The sequence below is a fragment of the Veillonella sp. HPA0037 genome, from assembly GCF_000411535.1.
Lineage (GTDB): Bacteria > Bacillota > Negativicutes > Veillonellales > Veillonellaceae > Veillonella > Veillonella atypica.
On the sequence record NZ_KE150483.1, the window covers coordinates 714743 to 730620 of the forward strand.

Consider the following 15878-nt stretch of genomic DNA (forward strand, 5'->3'; position numbering starts at 1 on the left):
ATTATACCTTTCTATCTGCTAAATTTTGAACAGCTAATACTAAAAACTCTTTGCCATCAAAATCACGTATAGATTGTAATGCAGATAACGCATCATCACAATATTGTTGTGCGACCCGTAATGTATTATCTATACCACCCTGAGCGATAACATAATCGATAATCTCTTGTTCATTACCGCCATGATTAAGGTTCTTAATATCTTGCAACAACTGATTTTGATTGCTTTCATTAACGATACTAAGCAATGGATAGGTTAACAAGCCCTCTCGAAGGTCATTCCCCACAGGTTTGCCTGTCGTGTCTGAGGTTTCGCGATAATCCATAATGTCATCGGTAATCTGGAACGCCATCCCCAACGCATGACCATATCGTTTTAGGTACATAATTTCATCACTAGACCAGCCACCTAACAGACCCCCTAGTTCCATGCAGCCCTCCATAAAGTCGGCTGTTTTCTTTTGCGTCTTTGTCATATATCGATCTATGCCTTGGTCAATGCGATACACATCTTCCATTTGCATAAATTCACCTTCCACAAGACAGGTGATGATATGAGAAAAGACCTTTAAATATTCCATATGTGGCATTTCGGATACGATACGAAATGCCTTAGCAAATAAATAGTCACCACTTAAAATGGCAACCTTATTGCCTTTGTGCTTATGAATTGTCTCTTCACCGCGACGTATTTCCGCTTGATCTAAGACATCATCATGAATCAACGTCGCTAGATGTAACATTTCTACAGCTTCTGCAATCTTAATACGTTCCGCCTCTACCGATGTACCCGCATTGGCAATAAGCAAGCATAATTGCGCGCGCAAACGTTTACCGCCGGCCTCGGATAAAGGTCTAATCAGTGTATTAAAATCTTCAGACCCTGTGTTAAAGGATGACGCAAGAGCACGTTCAACACCCTCTAAATCAAGAGCGATGCGTTCCATCATCTCTAATTGGTTTGAATTACTCATGCTTCCTCCCCTACTAGTACTTGATTAATTCGTTGCTGCAATAACTCACGGCCCGTATGTTTCAATGAGCTATACATAATCGGTGGAGAATCAGTTGGATACATAGCTTTAATTTTTGCTAAATTTACTGATTTCTCTTTAGCATTGAGCTTATCTACCTTCGTCACCACGATTTGAAGAGGCACATCGGCCTCAACGAGCCAATCAAACGCCACTTTGTCGATAGGCATCTCTGGATGACGCCCATCGATAAGCAAGCATAATAACATTAATCGTTCAGAATGCAATATATAATCAGATATAAATGATGACCACATATTGCGATTATCTTTATTCGTCTTTGCAAAACCATATCCAGGCAAATCCACTAAGAACCAGTGGTACCGACGTTCTTCAGTTTCACTAATATCCTCTTTTGATTCAATATCAAAATAGTTTATCGTCTTTGTTTTCCCTGGCTGTCCACTCACAAGAGCAAGACCACGATAATTACACAAAGAATTAATCAATGAGGATTTGCCCACATTAGAGCGTCCTAAAAAGGCTACTTCTACCGTATCCCCTTCAGGATATTGATCTGCTTTTACACAGGATGTATTATATTTTGCTGCTATAATGCGAGGCCCCTTAATTTCTTTTCTTGTATATTGTGGTTTTGGCCCCATATGTTTTGTGGATTTTTTCTTCTTTTGCATTATACAAGTGCCTTTGCTAAAACTTCATCCATTGTCTTAACAGGTGTGATGATAAGACCTTCTTTTACACTATCTGGTAATTCAGGAATATCCTTTTCATTACCTTTTGGAATTAAAACCTCTTTCACACCGTATGACAATGCTGCCAACAATTTCTCTTTAAGACCGCCAATTGGTAATACGCGGCCACGCAATGTGATTTCACCAGTCATAGCGAGATCAGCGCGCACCTTACGTCCCGTCAAGGCAGATACCATTGCTAATGTCATCGTAATCCCTGCAGAAGGCCCATCCTTTGGTGTTGCCCCTTCTGGAAGATGAACGTGAATGTCTAACTTTTTATAGAATTCTTCATCGATTTTCAAGGATTTTGCATTATGACGAATATAGCTCATAGCAGCATGACCGGATTCTTGCATTACTTTACCAAGGCTACCAGTTAGTGCTAATTTGCCAGTCCCTGCCATTGTTGTCGCTTCACAAGGTAATACTACACCACCTACAGAGGTCCAAGCAAGTCCGTTAACATAGCCTACTTGAGGTTTCTTTTCACGCTCTTGATCAATAAAGATAGGCGCGCCTAAGTATTCGTGTAAATTCTTGACGGAAACCTTCGGAGTTTCAATATCTTGTTCTACTACTTGGTAAGCCATTTTTCGGCATACTTTAGCGATAGTTTTTTCCAAGGTACGAACGCCAGCTTCACGAGTATATTCGGATACAATTTTCTTTAACACTGCATCAGATAGTTTAATCTTATTATCTTTTAAACCATTCTTTTCGATTTGTTTAGGTGCTAAATAGCGCTTAGCGATTTCTAATTTTTCATCTTCCATGTAGCTTGAAAGCTCAATAATTTCCATACGGTCTAATAATGGGCCTGGAATATTAGAGGCCACATTCGCCGTAGTAATCCAGAATACATCAGAGAAATCAAATGGAATTTCAATAAAATGATCGCTAAATGTACTATTTTGTTCCGGATCCAATACTTCTAATAATGCAGAAGACGGATCACCTTTATAATCGGATGCCAATTTATCGATTTCATCAAGCAAGAATACAGGATTACGTGTACCTGCATTTTTAATGCCCTGAATCATACGACCTGGCAATGCGCCAATGTATGTACGACGATGGCCACGAATTTCAGCTTCATCGCGAACGCCGCCTAAGGATGCGCGTACGAATTTACGATTCATCGCTTTAGCAATGGATGAAGCTAACGATGTTTTACCAACACCAGGAGGTCCTACCAAGCAAAGGATGGAACCGCTATTCTTACCTGTCAATTTTCGAACTGCCAAGAATTCTAAAATACGTTTCTTAACCTTTTCTAAGCCATAATGATCAGCCTCTAAGATGTCTTTAGCTTCATTGATATCTAGACGATCATCGGTAACATCGTTCCATGGTAAGCTCAATACCCAGTCAAGATAATTTCTGAGAATGGTCGCTTCTGGCATCATTTGTGGCATGCGACTATAGCGAGAGATTTCTTTATCAATACGATTGTGAACCTCTTCACTCAAATTAAGAGCTTTTAATTGTTCTCTTAATTCATCTGCTTCTTCCTCAGGGTCGCCCTTATCACCCAATTCATCATGAATGACGCGAATTTTTTCACGCAAGAAATATTCTTTTTGTGTTTTTTCCATAGCTTGACGAACTTGATTGTTGATGGAATTTTCCAAATCAGAAATTTGTAATTCCATATTAAGAATGCCTACAATCATGTTCAATCGTCTTGCAACAGATAATTCCTCTAGTAGCTCTTGTCGTTTTGCATTATTAACAGGCAACATAAATGCTACTTGATCGGCTAGTTCACAAGGGTCACGCAATTCCATAACGCGTGTAACGCCTTCTTCAGTAATCGTTTTAGCTTCATCAGCCCATTCATTGAATTTAGACTGTACTAAACGACGATACGCCTCAAGTTCTACATCATCTTCGAAAATGGATGCTACACGTTCATAGTCCCCTACATAATAAGGATCCATGCTCGTAATGTTCATAACACGAATACGAGTAATACCTTCAACGAGAACACGAACAATACCACCTGGTAAGCGCAACATTTGTTTAATTTTTACAAGTGTACCCATTTGGGCTAAATCATGAACGGTAGGTGCATCTACAGAATCATCCTTTTGGGATACCACTGCCATAATGCGATCTTCGTTCATTGCGGCTTCTACCGCTTTGATGGATTTGTCTCGACCGATATCGAGGTGAATCACGATATTCGGATATACAACCATCCCTCTAAGGGGAACGGTAGGAATACCTACTTCGAGTAAATTCATATGTCCTCCAAGGATTTATATTATGAAAAGAAACTCATTCCTACACAGAAATGAGTTTCTTCGAATTACGATTTCAGCTGGATGTCTTTGTCTGCCTCATTTTTGAGTATAGGTTCACCTGTGCCCTTTACGGCTTCTCTGGTAACTATGCATTTTGCCACATCATCCATAGATGGAACTTCATACATAACATACTTCATTACCTTCTCAATAATGGCACGCAAACCACGAGCACCAGTTTTACGCTGTAATGCTTCATCAGCGATTTCTTCTAATGCATCATCTTCAAATGTCAATTCTACACCATCAAGGGATAGAATTTTTTCATATTGCTTAGTCAATGCATTTTTCGGTTTTGTAAGAATTTGGACCAATGCATCCCGATCTAATAGGTCTAATGTTACCATAACAGGCAAACGACCAATAAATTCAGGAATCAAACCAAATTTCAATAAATCTTCAGGTACAACCTCTTTGAGAATCGCAGATACATCGCGTTCTTCAGCACGTTGTACATCAGCACCAAAACCTAATGTTTTCTTAGCGGTACGTTTTGTAATAACCTTATCCATACCATCAAATGCACCACCACAAATAAAGAGAATATTAGTAGTATCGATTTGTAACATTTCTTGATTAGGATGCTTACGACCACCTTGAGGTGGCACCGAAGCAATGGTACCTTCTAAGATTTTTAAAAGTGCTTGTTGCACACCTTCCCCTGACACGTCACGTGTAATGGAAGGATTTTCAGACTTACGGGCAATCTTATCGATTTCATCGATGTAAATAATACCGCGTTCAGCCCGTTCAATATCATAATCGGCGGCTTGAATGAGTTTTAATAGAATATTTTCTACATCTTCCCCTACATAGCCAGCCTCGGTTAAGCTTGTTGCATCTGCAATTGCAAATGGAACCTCTAACATTTTTGCCAATGTTTGAGCCAATAATGTTTTACCACTACCTGTAGGCCCGATAAATAGAACATTGGACTTTTGTAGTTCTACATCATCTACCACATTATCTGTTTGTAAACGTTTGTAGTGATTATATACTGCCACCGCAAGGGAAACTTTAGCATCATCTTGACCAATGACATATTGATCAAGATGAGCTTTAATTTCTTTTGGCGTTGGCAATTCTTTTAATTTAAAGTCTTCTGTACCGATGTCACCAAGTTCATCTTCAATGATGCGTTCACAAACTTCTACGCATTCATCACAGATGTACACATTAGGACCGGCCACTAGTTTTCTTACTTCATCACTTGTGCGTCCGCAAAAGCTACAACGCATAGTATCTTTATCTTTTGCCAATGAGCGCCTCCATTACTTGCTTTCTAGAGTATCGCGAGTTAACACCTCGTCAATCAAACCGTATTCAACGGCATCTTGGGCACTCATGAAGTTATCACGATCAGTATCACGTGCTACCACTTCAATATCTTGGCCACTGCGAGCTGCTAGGATACCATTTAACTCTTCACGCATACGAAGAATTTCACGGGCATGGATTTCGATTTCAGATGCTTGACCTTGTACACCGCCCAATGGTTGGTGAATCATAACGCGCGCATGAGGCAATGCAAAGCGTTTGCCCTTTGCACCTGCTGTCAATAATACAGCCCCCATACTTGCAGCGGAGCCTACGCAAATGGTAGACACATCTGGTTTAATATATTGCATCGTGTCATAGATAGCCATACCAGCAGTTACAACACCACCTGGGCTATTAATATATAGATGAATATCTTTATCTGGATCCTCTGCTTCTAGGAAAAGCATTTGGGCAATCACCGCATTTGCAACATTATCATCAATAGGTCCACCTAAGAAGATAATGCGATCCTTTAATAAGCGAGAGTAAATATCATACGAACGTTCACCACGTTCGCCTTGTTCAACTACGATTGGTACATACATATAATCACCTTTTCATGTACCTAGTGAGCAAGCATTATTCTGCTGCTTCTGCACCTTTTGCATTATCGATGATGAATCGAGCTGCTTTTTTGCGAGCTACAGAGCCTGCTAACATAGCTACACGACCTTCTTTTGCAATAATATCCCAAACTTCTTTAGGATCTGCCCCAAAGTTTTGAGCCATAATGAAGATTTCGCGATTCATATCATCTGGAGTTACTTCGATACCTTCAGCAGTTGCAACAGCGTCCAATACTAAGTCAGCGCGTACATTTTCAGCTGCGGAATCTTTGTATTCAGTGCGTAAATCTTCGATAGTTTTATTGGAGAATTTCAAGTAGTCATCAAGTTTCAAGCCACGGCCTTCCATGTTCATAGCCAATTCTTGAATCATTTGTTCTACACGATCATTGATCATCACTTCTGGAATATCTACAGTTGCATTTTTAACAGCTGCTTGAATCAAATCAGCATTGTAAGTGTCGATGGCACGACGGGATGCTTCTTCTTCCATTTTAGCGCGAAGATCGTTTTTCAATTCTTCAATTGTTTCGTAAGAGCTTGCTTCTTTTGCGAATTCATCGTTCAATTCAGGCAATTCTTTACGTTTAATATCATGGATATGAGTTTTGAATTCTGCTTCTTTACCAGCTAATTCAGCTACGAAGTAGTCTTCTGGGAATGTTACTTTTACAGTTACATCATCGCCAGCTTTTGCGCCGATCAATTGATCTTCGAAACCTGGGATGAAGCTACCGGAACCAATTTGTAATGGGTAGGATTTACCTTCGCCACCATCAAATGGTTTACCGTCAACAGAACCAGCGAAATCGATTACTGCGAAGTCGTCTTTTTGAATTGTAGCGCCTTCTTCAGCAACAACCATTTTAGCTTGTTGTTCACGGATATTGTTCAATTGTTCTTCGATTTGTTCATCAGTTACAGTAGCGTCTTGTTTTGTAGCTTCTAAGCCTTTGTAATCGCCAAGTTTAACTTCTGGGCGTTTTGTTACAGTTACTTTGAAGATTAAATCTTTACCTTCTTCGAATTGTACGCGTTCTGTTTCTGGATCAGATACAGGAACGATATCGTTTTCACGAAGAGCAGCACTATAGTTTTGGCTAGCCAATACGTCAAATGCTTCTTCCAAGATAGCTTCTTTACCAAAGTTCATTTCCAATACACGACGAGGTGCGTGGCCTTTACGGAAGCCAGGAATGTTCACTTGGTTTGCAATGCGTTTTACCGCTTGTTTGATACCTTTGTCTACTTCTGCTGCAGGTACTTCGATAGTTAAAGTTACTACGTGTTGATCAACAGGATTTACAGTTGCTTTCATTAAAATATGTCCTCCTTGAAGGGCAAACGCCCAAATTTCTGTAGTATATTATGCACTCCTTATAATATCATAAATGAAAATTCAATGCAATTCTTAGCATTATAAGGAAACAGCCACTCATAGGGAGTGGCTGTTTAGTATTGCATATATGTAAATAATTAGTTATCTTTTGCAATCAATTTAATGATATCACGACGAGATAAAATACCAATCAAACGGTACTCTTTATCTACAACAGGGATGTTTTTCAAATGTTGATCAAGCATAACGGATACGATTTCTTCTACATCTTTATCCGGTGTTGTAGTAATAACATCGCTAGTCATCAATTCATATACATGGGATGCTAACAATTTTTTGAATTGTGCATTGTATTCACCAATACCATTGTAATAGATACTAGCGCCCAAAACATTTACATAATGAGGTACATGAGGGCGAACCTTTTTGTATAACAAATCACCTTCTGAAATGATACCTAACAATTTATTTTCTTCATCCACTACAGAGACAGCTGTTAAATTATATTTAACTAATAAGTCTGCTACATCAGAAATGGGAGCATCTTTACCAACTGTAACAGGATATTTATTCATTACGTCTTGGATTTTCATAGGGAATTCCTCCTTCATATAACTTTACTCTTTATTATACTATTCGACCTTAGAGTTGAAAACTCCTTTTTCAAAAATTGTATATAAATAATATTTAGTTAAGTATATCACCAATGGTATGGTTCATTGCGATTTATCTTGGCACTGCGGTAAATCTGTTCTACCAACAACAATCGAACCATTTGATGAGTAAAGGTCATCGGGCTAAAGGATAACTTAAATTTTACAGAACGGCGCAATTCGTCACTAACGCCAAAGGCACCACCTATGATAAAGGCCATATCGCTGATGCCATCTACCTCTAATTTAGATACCATAGAGGCCAAATTTTCAGAAGATATCGTTTTACCATATACATCTAGCAATACGGTGTATCCCGATTTAGGAACAGCCTTTAATAAACGTTGCCCCTCTTCTACGACTACTTGTTTACGGTCCGCATCACTAGGCTTATCCCCTATTTTACTTTCATTCAATTCAGTAATTGTAATACCTCCATAAGGGCGCATACGTTTTACAAACTCTGCAACCCCTTCGCGGAGATACGCTTCTTTTAATTTACCAATACAGATTACATGAAACTTCATACAAGATGTACCTCTAATTTTTGCGAACAGACTGCATGGATACTATTTCGTTAGGTTGTCCATGCTGTAATTTCATTTCTGGGCCTATTTTAACGCCCCCATCGACGAGCATTTGTCCAATCGTTTGTGTTACGAGGACAGGGTTATTATTATTTTCAGAGCGATGTGCCAAAATGACCTGCATAAAATTAGGTCGTTTCATCATGAGTAAGGCCTGTGCCGCCATTTCGTTACTCAAATGACCTTCATCACTGGCTACGCGTTGCTTTAAAAACGGTTGATACGGGCCGAAGCGCAACATCTGAGGATCATAGTTAGCCTCCAAGACTAGCAATGTGCTGTCATCTAATCGATGCAATATAGTATCCGTAATCACCCCCGTATCGGTGACAACCGTAGCCTTATCCTTGCCAGAATATACATTGATGCCTATAGGATCTGCCGCATCATGACTAACACTAAAGGGTTCCACTGTAAGATTTCCAAGCTCCAAACTCCCCTTTGTCAATTCCACCAGTTGATGTTTTGGAACGATTAACTTATCTTGGATTTCACGCCACGTGCCTTGCTTAGTATATACAGGAATATCAAAACGCTTTAATAGTTGTTGTAGCCCCGCAATATGGTCGGTATGTTCGTGGCTAATAAATATTTCCTCAACCTGGCTCATATCGATATGTAATTCTTTCAGCCCATTAACGATGCGCCGGCAACTAATACCCACATCATGTAATATAACAGAATTTCCTTTTTTTATAACTGTACAATTACCCTTGCTACCGCTGGCAAGAACATGGACCTCTAAAGGTGAGGTTTCACTCATTAAACTACTCCATATAATTAATTATTTCTATTGGTGAAAGTCTTTCAATCACCGTACGATTGAGTTAGTGAAAGTCCAATTTTCACAACTATTATTGTTTCAATTGTGATAGTTCTTCTAATCGATTAACAAAATACGCCATATTCGACTCAAGATCTGGTCCACGACGGAACATATCGCCTCCAACGAGGAACATCGTATCATTTCCATACAACTCAACTAATTCTGTAAGGCGCGCATCAGTCACGCCACCACCAGGAGCCGGACAACCTGCTTTCACCAATCCTACAGGATGTTTAATATATGCGGCAATACGCTTACATTGCTCTTGGGTAAAAGTAAAGCGCCCTCCATAGGATACAAAAACCATCATATCAGCGCCAAATAATCGAGGCAAGAATCCCAACTGTAAATAGTCGGCAATACCGGATACACCAGGGCTCACAAAGCCACCAGAATAGGCAGGGTGGTGAATAATAGGCAAGCACAATTTTTCATCGGTAGCCAATTTATGTAACCAACCAGAGCCTACTAAACCTGTGGCTACCATAAGGGCCGTAGCACCCGCCTCTTTAGCGAAATAAGCACGTTCTAATACGTCTGTGCCATCACCAGACACATTAGCTGCATATAATGCGTGTTTTCCATGCGCCTCATTCATCTCACGCACCGCAGCAGCACATCGTCTTACACGATCCTTAAACTGCGAAAAAGATTGGTTCGTAATGCCATGATCATCCTTGATAACATCGACGCCACCACGCGTATACGCTGCACACATGCGAGCTAGTTCTTCATTAGGCGTTCCCATAGGTTTAATTACAGCCTGAATCATCGGTCTTGTAGGCGTTTCAACCAATCTACGAATACCATGCAATCCAAATCGTGGACCTTTGAATACGTCAAATAATGTAGGACATAGTTCTATGTCTACCACCCAAATATGAGGTTGTAACGATGAGTTACCAAATACAACATTTAAAAATTGCGTTGCTTCTAATGCGGTAGTATCTACATGATATGAAATGCGAGCTAGATAATACCGAGAAGCATCAATCACTACATTCGACATCACTCCCACAGTTGCATATGCGGAATCTGGCGCCATCGGTTCGAGAGATTCCAATCGACCGGTAATTGTATTTTTAATATATGGATCAGTTACAAATTCATAAGGGAATTCAATCGTTTGTTCTACTTGAACAGCCCAAGCAATAGACTTTGCGTCTTCATATGTGTTGGCTTCAATTCGGTAGGTAACTATAAATCGCTCGTCCTTCATAATGCGTCTCCTTTGCAATAACATTATTTAATTATATACCAAAGCAGTACACCTTTCCATAAATAGATACAAAAAAGACTATAGCGATGTCACATCCATCGCTATAGTCTTTATATAATATGAAGTTGTTATGCGTTAGCTAATGTTTTACCCAATTCTTGGCATTGTGCATTGCCGTCATCATCTGGTTCACCCAAGATTGCCACACCGTCAGCTACTAATTCGCCGCCAGCATCTTTAATGCGAGTGCCCCAGTCTTCTAACCAAGTGCCACCCCAACCATAGGAGCCAAAGATTGCTACTTTTTTACCACTCAATTTACCTTCTAATTCAGTGTAGAATGGTTCGAATTCGCCTTCTTCTAATTGTTCAGCACCCATGTCAGCGCAACCAAGAGCCAATTTATCGTAAGCTGCTGCTTCATCAACAGATACTTCAGAAACGGATTTTACTTCTACTTCTTGACCTGCAGCTTTGATACCTTCAGCTACTTCATAAGCCATTTTTTCTGTATTGCCTGTACCGGACCAAAAAATTACACCAATCATCTTGTACCTCCTAGGCCGTTCTTGCGACCAATGAACTAAATGTTTTTCCCAACATCAATTGAGTTTGACAAAATTCACGACATGCTTTGTAACATAAGAAAGAGCGTTGTGCATCTACTACATCGTGGTAAACCTTCCATTCACCACACATAGAGTATCCATTACCGCGACGAGAAATAAAATATTTCACATCCATTAACGGATATCCAAGGAACACACCAATTTCATGAGGGAAATCAACGCTTGATTCCATACGATATCGCAAATGTTCAAGCATCTCCATAATGCTCATACTATCTTGATAACCGTAGGCTTTCAAAAATGTCATCACCGCAGGTTGCCGTACATAGTCTCGTAATTGTGTTTCACGGAACACCAATAGTAGTCTACGTGCTTTACAGCGACATAATTCAAAGAAGAATAAACCCTTTTCATTAAACTCTTTATTATATTCAGTCAAAACGAATTGGATTTGTTCATTCATGTCCCGTGGAATAGAAACCAAATTCGAGACCTTAATGCCTCGAATTGCCGGTGCACAATGAAATCCAATGATATTGTCAATTGAATTCATCATAGTCGTACCTGCCTGTTGCATATCTATATAGAATCCGCCTCATTACTTGAGATTGATTACTATATACACATAGTACTCTCGATGAGAAATATTGTCAAGATAATTGATAATTTATTTCAATAATTATTTATTATTTACTAGTTAGCAAGTTGCTCACGCGAGGAAATACCTTAGCATCACTTTCTTCATCTATAGCGATAAATCGCACACTAGGGCCCTCGTATTTACTTTCAGAAACAGCAATATGAAGAATCTCATTATAAGAATTATTATTATCTTTACTTGTATATTTTAGTGCACCTACATATGTTTTATTATGCTTAGCCAAAGGTGTCACCACTTGGTATTGGCCTAGCTCAGCAGCTTTACCTCCATTGATAGATGCCACCAAATTACCGACATCACTGGCATCAGTGCTCACATGCTTGGTGTTAACAAGATTATGTTTACCACCTACGACCACATTCGCAAATACAGCGTAATTCATTTCATTTTCTCGTTTTACGTTAAGCGTATATACCTCGGCACGGCTGGCACCAGCTTGCATAAGAGCCGTTTTTACATCGGTTTTACCTGCACCGGCGAACAAAGCCTTTGGCGCATTGGCATAAATCGTAACACCTTCGTTAAGTTTCATACCATTATACGTTCCATATGCAGCGGCATATTTACTAGCATTAATATTAGCCGCATCAACAAGTACAGGTGTGCTCATCGCTACAACACCAGCGAGAGCTAATGCTATCATTGATTTCATAGTTTTCTCCTAAACAAAACCGCCCCTTAAAGGGGCGGTATAATCACAACTATTTCTTTTGTTGTTTTGCCCATGTATCACGTAAACCTACGATGCGGTTTACCACAATATGATCGGCAGTGCTATCCTTATCAGTTACGAAATAACCTTGACGCAAGAATTGGAATCTATCGCCAGGAACAGTATTAGCAAGGCTTGCTTCACCTTTACTGTGCATAACTTGTAACGATTCATGATTAAAATCAGCTAAGAAGTCTTTACCATCGGATTCTTCTTTAAGCAAGTAGTCATATAAACGAGTTTCAATATCTACAGCCGTAGAAGCTTCAACCCAATGCAATGTACCCTTTACCTTACGTGTGCAACCACTGCCGCTCTTCGTTTCAGGGTCATAGGTACAATGGATTTCGGTAATGGTACCGTTATCATCCTTTACAACAGATTGGCAAGTAATGAAATAAGCGCCTTTTAAGCGTACTTCTTTCCCCGGAGCCAAGCGGAAGAATTTCTTAACTGGTTCTTCCATAAAGTCAGCGCGCTCAATATAAATCTCGCGACCAAACATAACTTCACGAGTACCGAGTTCTTCATTTTCTGGATTATTTTCAACCACACAAGGTTCTGTTTGACCTTCTGGATAATTATCGATAATAACCTTAACAGGGTCGATAACAACCATTGGACGTGGAGCTTTTAATTTCAAATCTTCACGAATACAAAATTCAAGCAATGCAATATCTACGGTGCTGTCCGCCTTAGCTACGCCAATGCGGTCGCAGAAATCACGGATGGCTTCTGGTGTATAGCCACGACGGCGCAAGCCAGAAATGGTAGGCATACGAGGATCATCCCAACCGGATACGAGGCCAGCCTCTACAAGAGCACGTAATTTGCGTTTAGACATAACCATTTTTGTTACATTTAAACGAGCGAACTCGATTTGGCGAGGTTTTTCAGTGTCTTCCCAATCTTCGAGAACCCAATTATACAATGGACGATGCACTTCAAATTCCAATGTACATACGGAATGGGTAATGCGTTCAATAGCATCCTCGATAGGATGTGCAAAGTCGTACATTGGATAAATGCTCCATTCAGAGCCTGTACGGTGATGCGCTGCATTTACAATACGATACAATACAGGATCGCGCATGACGATATTAGGATCCGCCATATCAATTTTAGCGCGTAATACCTTTTCGCCATCCTTATATTTCCCCTCTTTCATTTCTTCAAAGAGTTTTAAATTTTCTTCTACAGAGCGATCGCGATATGGGCTATTTGTACCTGGTGTAGAGAAATCGCCACGCGTTTGACGGATTTCTTCTGCAGTTTGATCATCTACGTAAGCCTTACCCAAGGAGATAAGCTTTTTGGCATAATCATACATTTTGCCAAAGTAATCAGATGCATAACGTACGTCGCCATCCCAATGGAATCCAAGCCATTCCACGTCTTCTTTAATGGAATTTACATATTCCACATCTTCCTTTTCAGGGTTTGTGTCATCAAAACGTAAATTTGTTAAGCCCTTGTATTCTTCGCCTAACCCAAAGTTAAGGCAAATAGACTTAGCATGACCAATGTGTAAATAACCATTCGGTTCTGGTGGGAATCGCGTATGTACACGGCCACCATATACGCCCTCTTCATTATCTTTATTTATTTCAGCTTCGATAAAGTTAATGGATACAACTTCTTCAGGAGCTACAGTTTGTTCAGTATCTTTATGTTCCAACGTTACAACCTCCATACGATAAATATTCTTTTATTTTACCATATTTTATATAGGACCGCACATTTTATAATTCACCTCTTCATTAACACATGTTTGTAGAGGTTTTTTATGAACACCAGCAATGATATTATTCGCTGTCAACATGGACATATCATATCGCGTCCGATCTGTATACGAACCAATATGAGGAACAATTAGACAGTTATCAATGGACAATAATGGATGATCTGCTGGTAGTGGTTCTGGATCAGTTACATCAAGTGCAGCATAATCGATTTCACCAGTTTTAAGGGCATCGATGAGTGCATCTGTATCAACGATGGCACCGCGACCTACATTGACGAACAATGCGGTCTTTTTCATTTTCTTAAAAAACTCGGCATCGCACATATGATACGTTTCATCCGTAAGTGGCGCCATGATACATACCACATCACTCGTAGCGAGTAGCTCATCTAATTCCATATACGTCGTTCTATACAATTTATCATCATTACGTTGATGTCGATTATGATATACAACAGTCATACCAAAGGCGCGAGCACGTCGAGAAATGGAAACACCGATGGCGCCCATACCAATGATACCCAATGTGCGGCGACTCAAATCAAAGCCCTTAATATTAGAAGGACGCTCAGCCCAACGGCCATTTTTTACAAAAATTGCATTTTCAATAATGCGACGACTGGCCGTAGCAATCAATGTGAAAGCGAGTTCTGCTACGGTTTCGTTGAGAACACCTGGCGTATTGCCATAAGGAATGCCCGCCGCCGTAAGTTCATCAATCTTTACATTGTCATAGCCTACTGAGGCTTGTGCAATGACCTTTAAATTAGGCGCATCTTTCACAAGGTCCGCATCAACCGATATAGAATTAATAGACCACAAACCATCAGCATCGCGTAACCATTCTTTTAAAACCTCTCTAGGCATTTTAGTTTTTTCTGTCCACTGACGTACGTCAACATGTTCTTGTAAATAGGCAATAGCATCACGTCGCACTAAGCCAGGTACCACTACTAATGGTTTACGTTCCATAATCATTTCATCCCTTCTATATATATTCTTAAATGCTGTAACAACATATCATTTACAACGAAAACTATATGTATCTATATTGTATCCTATAATTGGAAATTTACCAAAACTCAGGGCTAAGTTACAACAAAAAAGAGTTCTAAAAGCATTATGCTTCTAGAACTCTTTCTTAGTGTGTTGATTATTTTAAATCAGATGTACAGTTAGGACATTTAACCGCATCAATATTGATTTCTGTTTTACAGAATGGACATTCTTTTGTAGTCGCTGGTGCTTCTTCAGCTTCTTTCTTAGCACTTTGCATTAGCTTCGTCAACCCGCGAATCATTAAGAATACAACGAATGCTAAGATTAAGAATTGAATAAGGTCAGTAATGAATGTACCGTAAGGCAATACAGCACCAGCAGAGCGAGCTGTTGCAATATCAGCACCATTTACAAATGCCTCTTTAGATGCTTCACTTAATGGCAAATATAGATTGCTAAAATCAATACCACCAGTGAACACACTGATTAATGGCATGAACAAATTGCTAACTACAGAATTCACTAATGCTGTGAAAGCTGCACCAATAATCATACCGACAGCAAGGTCCATCATGTTCCCTTTGAAAGCGAACTCTTTAAACTCTTTGATAAATTCCTTCATGTTTAACTCCTACTCACACTTAAA

Annotated in this window: 16 protein-coding genes; all 16 read right to left on the minus strand. The window is 39.7% G+C overall.

What is annotated here, in order from left to right; genetic code table 11:
* Position 1: 1 nt before the first annotated feature.
* The gene (locus HMPREF1477_RS03385; RefSeq protein ID WP_016475819.1) at positions 2-973 is read right to left on the minus strand and encodes a polyprenyl synthetase family protein; all 972 of its coding nucleotides are present in this window, start codon (positions 971-973) and stop codon (positions 2-4) included.
* Positions 970-1668, minus strand: coding sequence for a ribosome biogenesis GTP-binding protein YihA/YsxC (gene yihA, locus HMPREF1477_RS03390; protein ID WP_016475820.1), 699 nt, complete (start codon positions 1666-1668; stop codon positions 970-972). Before yihA ends, HMPREF1477_RS03385 begins: the two co-directional genes overlap by 4 nt.
* Complete coding sequence (gene lon, locus HMPREF1477_RS03395) at positions 1668-3977, minus strand: endopeptidase La (RefSeq protein WP_005377407.1); 2310 nt, start codon at positions 3975-3977, stop codon at positions 1668-1670. Before lon ends, yihA begins: the two co-directional genes overlap by 1 nt.
* Before the next feature lie 65 nt (positions 3978-4042).
* Positions 4043-5296 (minus strand): ATP-dependent protease ATP-binding subunit ClpX, encoded by a 1254-nt coding sequence (gene clpX, locus HMPREF1477_RS03400; RefSeq protein WP_016475821.1) that lies wholly within the window; start codon positions 5294-5296, stop codon positions 4043-4045.
* A gap of 12 nt (positions 5297-5308) precedes the next feature.
* Positions 5309-5902: an ATP-dependent Clp endopeptidase proteolytic subunit ClpP gene (clpP, locus tag HMPREF1477_RS03405; RefSeq protein ID WP_005377316.1), complete on the minus strand. Its 594-nt coding sequence runs from the start codon at positions 5900-5902 to the stop codon at positions 5309-5311.
* Positions 5903-5936: 34 nt separating this feature from the next.
* Positions 5937-7241: a trigger factor gene (gene tig, locus HMPREF1477_RS03410; RefSeq protein ID WP_016475822.1), complete on the minus strand. Its 1305-nt coding sequence runs from the start codon at positions 7239-7241 to the stop codon at positions 5937-5939.
* Positions 7242-7399: 158 nt separating this feature from the next.
* The gene (locus HMPREF1477_RS03415) at positions 7400-7855 is read right to left on the minus strand and encodes a CBS domain-containing protein (RefSeq protein ID WP_016475823.1); all 456 of its coding nucleotides are present in this window, start codon (positions 7853-7855) and stop codon (positions 7400-7402) included.
* Positions 7856-7962: 107 nt separating this feature from the next.
* Complete coding sequence (gene rlmH / locus HMPREF1477_RS03420) at positions 7963-8442, minus strand: 23S rRNA (pseudouridine(1915)-N(3))-methyltransferase RlmH (RefSeq protein WP_016475824.1); 480 nt, start codon at positions 8440-8442, stop codon at positions 7963-7965.
* A 13-nt stretch (positions 8443-8455) separates the two neighbouring features.
* Complete coding sequence (locus HMPREF1477_RS03425) at positions 8456-9265, minus strand: MBL fold metallo-hydrolase (RefSeq protein WP_016475825.1); 810 nt, start codon at positions 9263-9265, stop codon at positions 8456-8458.
* A gap of 91 nt (positions 9266-9356) precedes the next feature.
* Positions 9357-10547 (minus strand): RuBisCO large subunit C-terminal-like domain-containing protein, encoded by a 1191-nt coding sequence (locus HMPREF1477_RS03430; protein ID WP_016475826.1) that lies wholly within the window; start codon positions 10545-10547, stop codon positions 9357-9359.
* Positions 10548-10675: 128 nt separating this feature from the next.
* Complete coding sequence (locus HMPREF1477_RS03435; protein ID WP_016475827.1) at positions 10676-11095, minus strand: flavodoxin; 420 nt, start codon at positions 11093-11095, stop codon at positions 10676-10678.
* Between the two features lie 10 nt (positions 11096-11105).
* The gene (locus tag HMPREF1477_RS03440; RefSeq protein WP_005377411.1) at positions 11106-11693 is read right to left on the minus strand and encodes a DUF3793 family protein; all 588 of its coding nucleotides are present in this window, start codon (positions 11691-11693) and stop codon (positions 11106-11108) included.
* A gap of 109 nt (positions 11694-11802) precedes the next feature.
* Positions 11803-12429, minus strand: coding sequence for a hypothetical protein (locus HMPREF1477_RS03445; protein WP_005380715.1), 627 nt, complete (start codon positions 12427-12429; stop codon positions 11803-11805).
* A 49-nt stretch (positions 12430-12478) separates the two neighbouring features.
* On the minus strand, positions 12479-14167 hold the full coding sequence (locus tag HMPREF1477_RS03450) for a glutamine--tRNA ligase/YqeY domain fusion protein (RefSeq protein ID WP_016475829.1): 1689 nt from the start codon (positions 14165-14167) through the stop codon (positions 12479-12481).
* 45 nt (positions 14168-14212) lie between these two features.
* Positions 14213-15205, minus strand: a complete 993-nt coding sequence (locus tag HMPREF1477_RS03455) for a D-glycerate dehydrogenase (protein ID WP_038141507.1) — start codon at positions 15203-15205, stop codon at positions 14213-14215.
* A 181-nt stretch (positions 15206-15386) separates the two neighbouring features.
* A complete protein-coding gene (gene mscL / locus HMPREF1477_RS03460; RefSeq protein WP_016475830.1) occupies positions 15387-15854 on the minus strand; it encodes a large conductance mechanosensitive channel protein MscL in 468 nt (155 codons plus the stop codon).
* Positions 15855-15878 lie beyond the last annotated feature (24 nt).

Excerpts from the sequence above, each read along its gene's own strand:
- HMPREF1477_RS03430 (WP_016475826.1), bottom strand. The coding sequence starts at position 10,547 with ATGAAGGACGAGCGATTTATAGTTACCTACCGAATTGAAGCCAACACA.
- rlmH (WP_016475824.1), bottom strand. The coding sequence starts at position 8,442 with ATGAAGTTTCATGTAATCTGTATTGGTAAATTAAAAGAAGCGTATCTC.
- HMPREF1477_RS03445 (WP_005380715.1), bottom strand. The coding sequence starts at position 12,429 with ATGAAATCAATGATAGCATTAGCTCTCGCTGGTGTTGTAGCGATGAGC.
- mscL (WP_016475830.1), bottom strand. The coding sequence starts at position 15,854 with ATGAAGGAATTTATCAAAGAGTTTAAAGAGTTCGCTTTCAAAGGGAAC.
- yihA (WP_016475820.1), bottom strand. The coding sequence starts at position 1,668 with ATGCAAAAGAAGAAAAAATCCACAAAACATATGGGGCCAAAACCACAA.
- clpP (WP_005377316.1), bottom strand. The coding sequence starts at position 5,902 with ATGTATGTACCAATCGTAGTTGAACAAGGCGAACGTGGTGAACGTTCG.
- HMPREF1477_RS03455 (WP_038141507.1), bottom strand. The coding sequence starts at position 15,205 with ATGGAACGTAAACCATTAGTAGTGGTACCTGGCTTAGTGCGACGTGAT.
- HMPREF1477_RS03435 (WP_016475827.1), bottom strand. The coding sequence starts at position 11,095 with ATGATTGGTGTAATTTTTTGGTCCGGTACAGGCAATACAGAAAAAATG.
- HMPREF1477_RS03415 (WP_016475823.1), bottom strand. The coding sequence starts at position 7,855 with ATGAAAATCCAAGACGTAATGAATAAATATCCTGTTACAGTTGGTAAA.
- tig (WP_016475822.1), bottom strand. The coding sequence starts at position 7,241 with ATGAAAGCAACTGTAAATCCTGTTGATCAACACGTAGTAACTTTAACT.
- HMPREF1477_RS03425 (WP_016475825.1), bottom strand. The coding sequence starts at position 9,265 with ATGAGTGAAACCTCACCTTTAGAGGTCCATGTTCTTGCCAGCGGTAGC.
- lon (WP_005377407.1), bottom strand. The coding sequence starts at position 3,977 with ATGAATTTACTCGAAGTAGGTATTCCTACCGTTCCCCTTAGAGGGATG.
- HMPREF1477_RS03440 (WP_005377411.1), bottom strand. The coding sequence starts at position 11,693 with ATGCAACAGGCAGGTACGACTATGATGAATTCAATTGACAATATCATT.
- HMPREF1477_RS03385 (WP_016475819.1), bottom strand. The coding sequence starts at position 973 with ATGAGTAATTCAAACCAATTAGAGATGATGGAACGCATCGCTCTTGAT.